This window comes from Kitasatospora sp. NPDC057512, from assembly GCF_042802135.1.
In the GTDB taxonomy this organism is placed as follows: domain Bacteria; phylum Actinomycetota; class Actinomycetes; order Streptomycetales; family Streptomycetaceae; genus Kitasatospora.
On the sequence record NZ_JBHVET010000799.1, the window covers coordinates 1 to 3,622 of the forward strand.

A 3,622-nucleotide genomic window follows, 5' to 3' on the forward strand; every position below is an offset into this window, starting at 1 on the left:
CCCCGGCGGTCACGACAAAGCGGTCACGACAAAACAAAACGGCCGGTTGATCTGAAGATCAACCGGCCGTTCGCTGTGGTGTACCGACAGAATTCGCTGACCAGCGGCAATGAGAGGTCCGATGGACAACTCTCCCAGGCGGAAGATGATCCTTTCCCAAGTGGGTGACGCGGTCGGCCGCAGGGGCGGGATGGCAGCCGGTCCCCCGCCCGCAGGGTGACGTCCGGGACGGCGGGTACGGACCCGTCGCCCGTCGGGACGCCACGAGTCCGACCCGGTGAATCCCCACCGGATGGCGGCCTCGTTCGACGTCCGCTGACCAGCCGGCCGACGACACCCGAGAGCGTCGCAACGCTCTCCGCATTCCGCCGCCCCTCAGTCGGGGCGCCGCACCTCGTAGAGGAAGCAGGCCGCCTGCGCAGATGCGGAAGGGAAGGCCCCATTCACGTGCGTACACCACCGCAGCCCCCACCTCCTGCGCGTCCACCGGAAGGACGATCTCCTCGGGACGAGCCCGGTAGAGCGAGTTCCAGGCCTCCGGACTCCCCCGCAGGAGGGGATCGAGCGGGTGACGACCTTCCCGCAGGGCTGTTCGGGCGTCACTGAACTCCTCCCACACCCTGCCGACCTGGCGGGGTACGGCCTCGGCGGTCAGGCCCTCACCCCTTGCATGAAAGCTTGTCGAGAAGTTCAGCGTTGGGCCGGTATCCGTCCACCTCGGCCGAGTGCCCGTTCGCGAACTCCCGTAGTGCCGCCGCGAAGTCCATTGTCCATTGGCTGCTCTGCACGTATGCCTTGACGATCTTCTTCAGGTCCTCGCAGTCTCTCAGATGCCCCTTGGGCATGCCGATGCCGTAGAACTGCGGCTGCCCGGCCTTGCCTTTGAAGATATGTAGGCCCTTGTCTGGATTCGCCGCTTGGAATCCATAGAGAATCATCTCGTCCATGAAGAAGGCGTCCGTCTCTCCGTGGAGCAGCAGATCCACACATGTCGAGGCATTCGGCACCTGCTTGATTTTTTTCAAACCCTGGCGCTCCAGGTTTTCGGCGGCGGTCGTGCTCGTCATCGTGCAGATGTTCTTGTCCTTGAGGTCACTCTCCGACTTGATCGCCCCTGGCATGACCATGTAGCCCTGTTCCGTCACGGCGTACGGGCCGACGAAGGCGACCTTCTCCTCGCGCTCCGGAGTGATCGAGTAGGTGGCAATCACCAGGTCGGCCAATCTCTCGGTGATCTCGGTCTCGCGCACGTCGGACGTGACCAGCTTGGGAGAGTGGGCGACCTTCAACTGCTGGGTGACATAGGCTCCCACATACCAGTCGAATCCGGAATGTTTCCCCTTGTCCCAGTAGGAGGTGCCTGGCTGGTCATGCTTGTACGCGACGTTGACACGCGTGAGGCCGAGGAACTTCTTGGGCTCTTCACCGCATGCCGTGGCCGTCGCGAGGAATGCCAGCGCCCCGAGTCCCGCCACCACCCGCCTGGCAGTTCGCCACGCGCTCATCCCATGACCCCTCACTCGTACAGATCACCCGTACAGAAGAACTTTGGTGACTCCGAGGTTCACCTGACATCCCTTTTGCGTGTGGACGATGAGGCGGACCCGGATCTCGCTTCCGCCGTCAAGCCGCAGGTCGGCGGTATCCCCGTCTTCGAGGGAGCGGTTGGCGCTCTGCACGTCTTTACCTTCGAGTGCCACGCCGAGCGTGGTCGCGGCCGCGCAGGATCCCCCGTTCCGCACGCGTTGCCCGATGGAGACCGTGACCTTCATGCCGTCGCGTTTCATCCCGTCGGCGTCGACCACCAGGGTCGCCCCTTCGCCGTCCCCCACTTCGGTGGCATTCTCGACCCGGAAGTGCCCACCGGCGACGTCCACTTCGCCGTGGTCCCGGAGATATCCCATCCACAGCAGTCCGGCCCCGGCGGCGACCAGGCACAACAAGAATGCGGCGGGCAGCCTGAGTCCGGACCGGAAGAAGTCGCCCCGGCCGGCTTGCTCTCCCGCGAGCATCGTCAGGAGTACGGATGCCAGCAGCGCGGCGCCCAGCAGCAAGTACACCGGCGTGAACTGCCCTATACGGCCTTGTGGTTGGCGTACCAGCGTCACGACGGCGACTAGCCCGATGAGCACCGTCGGGAGGCTCCAGCTGGCGGCGCGACCCCAGAAGTACAGGGTGTAGATGCGGCTGTTGACGTTGCTGCCGACGACGGTCCCGCTGATGGCCGTACCGCCGTCGTTCGCCCGCGCGGCACCCGTATCGGACGCCGACGCCGTCGGTTCCTTGGGGTGGCCTTCGCCGTCGACCACCGGATCAGGCATCGGTGACTCCTGAGTTGGCGGTGCCGCCGCCCTCGGCGGTGGCGTCACCGGTCCGTTCGGCCCGCGCGGACGCGACGCCGCCCGCGTTCCCGCCCAGTCGTACGCCGCTGTTCGCGGAGCCGCCACCGTTCGCGACGGCCTTGCCCGTGTTGACGGCCTCAGCCCGCAGAGCGGGGCGGTCCTGCCGGTCCTGCCGCCACAGCACGGGCAGGAGCAGCGCCGCGATTCCGGCCCCGGCCTGGACCGAGGCGCCGACCAACTGCCCGGTGTCCGGATCACCCAGGAGCCAGACCATCGGCGTCGAGACGGTGACCACCGACCCGGCTGTGACGAGCACAATTTTCTGCCAACGAGTCACGTCCTGCTCACACCCCCCCATGAAGGATGAATGACACGGCATAAGACACTAGCGCGCGGGAGCGGCCGGGGGCATGGCTTCAATCCGACTGGTTGACGCCCGGTGAGTTCATCGACACGATCCAGAGCCAGAACTTCGGCGAGGCCGGGAGCAATCTTCCGAGCCTCAAGGCGGCAACCGAAAGGGGCTGCCCTGCTCAGGCCGTTGCAGGCTGCGGGACGCTACCGACGGAGGTGGCTCCCCCCGACCTCGGCGGAATGGCGACTCCCGCTGACCTTGAAGAACTCACCGCCCTGCCCGAAACCTTCCACATCCCCCTGCTCGACCTCGGCTACCGGCCGATCTGGGACTACCGCCGCGACCAGCTCGGCATCCAGGGCAGCCACGCCGGCGCCCTGCTCGTCGACGGCACCTGGTACTGCCCCAACATCCCCGCCCCGCTGATCACCGCAACCGCCGACCTCCTCAACAAGAAGATCGACCGCACCACCTGGCGCCACCGCGTGGACGCCCGCCCCGCCTACCGCCTGCACCCCAAAGCCGCCCCTGACCAGCGCGGCGCCCGCCGCCTGCTGCGCCCGGCCGCCGGCACCCACCCCACTGCCGCCTGCCCGATCAAACCCCGCAGCCTCGAACGCTCCCGCACCCGCCGCGTCCGCGGCCACGCCGCCCAGTCCCTCCTCCTCGCCTTCCAGCTCGCCCACGCCAACCACCGCAAACTCGCCGCCTGGCTCGACACCCTCCAAACCGCCACCCAGCCCGCCCGCCGCCGCCCCACCAACCGCTACACCCCGAACAAGCCCGGCAACTGGACCCCCAGGCGACACAGCACCGAACCCTGACCCCACCCCACGCACCCACCTTGACCAGCACAAACGCCGAGGGCCCCGCGCGGATTCGCGCGGGCCCTCGGCGGCCACGGCAAAACGGCCGCGACAAAACA

Annotated in this window: 4 protein-coding genes; 1 reads left to right on the forward strand and 3 read right to left on the reverse strand. The window is 67.3% G+C overall.

The window, feature by feature from the left end:
* Positions 1 to 659: 659 nt before the first annotated feature.
* Genes ACFU6K_RS33905 through ACFU6K_RS33915 form a run of 3 tightly spaced genes read right to left on the reverse strand, consistent with a single transcriptional unit; the run spans position 660 to position 2,658 of the window.
* Positions 660 to 1,505 (reverse strand): transporter substrate-binding domain-containing protein, encoded by an 846-nt coding sequence (locus tag ACFU6K_RS33905; RefSeq protein WP_380669650.1) that lies wholly within the window; start codon positions 1,503 to 1,505, stop codon positions 660 to 662.
* 24 nt (positions 1,506 to 1,529) lie between these two features.
* Positions 1,530 to 2,321 (reverse strand): hypothetical protein, encoded by a 792-nt coding sequence (locus tag ACFU6K_RS33910; RefSeq protein ID WP_380669652.1) that lies wholly within the window; start codon positions 2,319 to 2,321, stop codon positions 1,530 to 1,532.
* The gene (locus ACFU6K_RS33915) at positions 2,314 to 2,658 is read right to left on the reverse strand and encodes a hypothetical protein (protein WP_380669654.1); all 345 of its coding nucleotides are present in this window, start codon (positions 2,656 to 2,658) and stop codon (positions 2,314 to 2,316) included. Before ACFU6K_RS33915 ends, ACFU6K_RS33910 begins: the two co-directional genes overlap by 8 nt.
* Positions 2,659 to 2,936: 278 nt before the next feature.
* On the opposite strand from ACFU6K_RS33915, the gene ACFU6K_RS33920 reads away from it, so the two are divergent.
* Entirely contained in the window at positions 2,937 to 3,521 is a 585-nt protein-coding gene (locus ACFU6K_RS33920; protein ID WP_380669656.1) for a hypothetical protein, read from the forward strand.
* Positions 3,522 to 3,622 lie beyond the last annotated feature (101 nt).

Coding starts and splice junctions, on each gene's coding strand:
- ACFU6K_RS33920 (WP_380669656.1), top strand. CDS start 2,937: ATGGCGACTCCCGCTGACCTTGAAGAACTCACCGCCCTGCCCGAAACC.
- ACFU6K_RS33905 (WP_380669650.1), bottom strand. CDS start 1,505: ATGAGCGCGTGGCGAACTGCCAGGCGGGTGGTGGCGGGACTCGGGGCG.
- ACFU6K_RS33910 (WP_380669652.1), bottom strand. CDS start 2,321: ATGCCTGATCCGGTGGTCGACGGCGAAGGCCACCCCAAGGAACCGACG.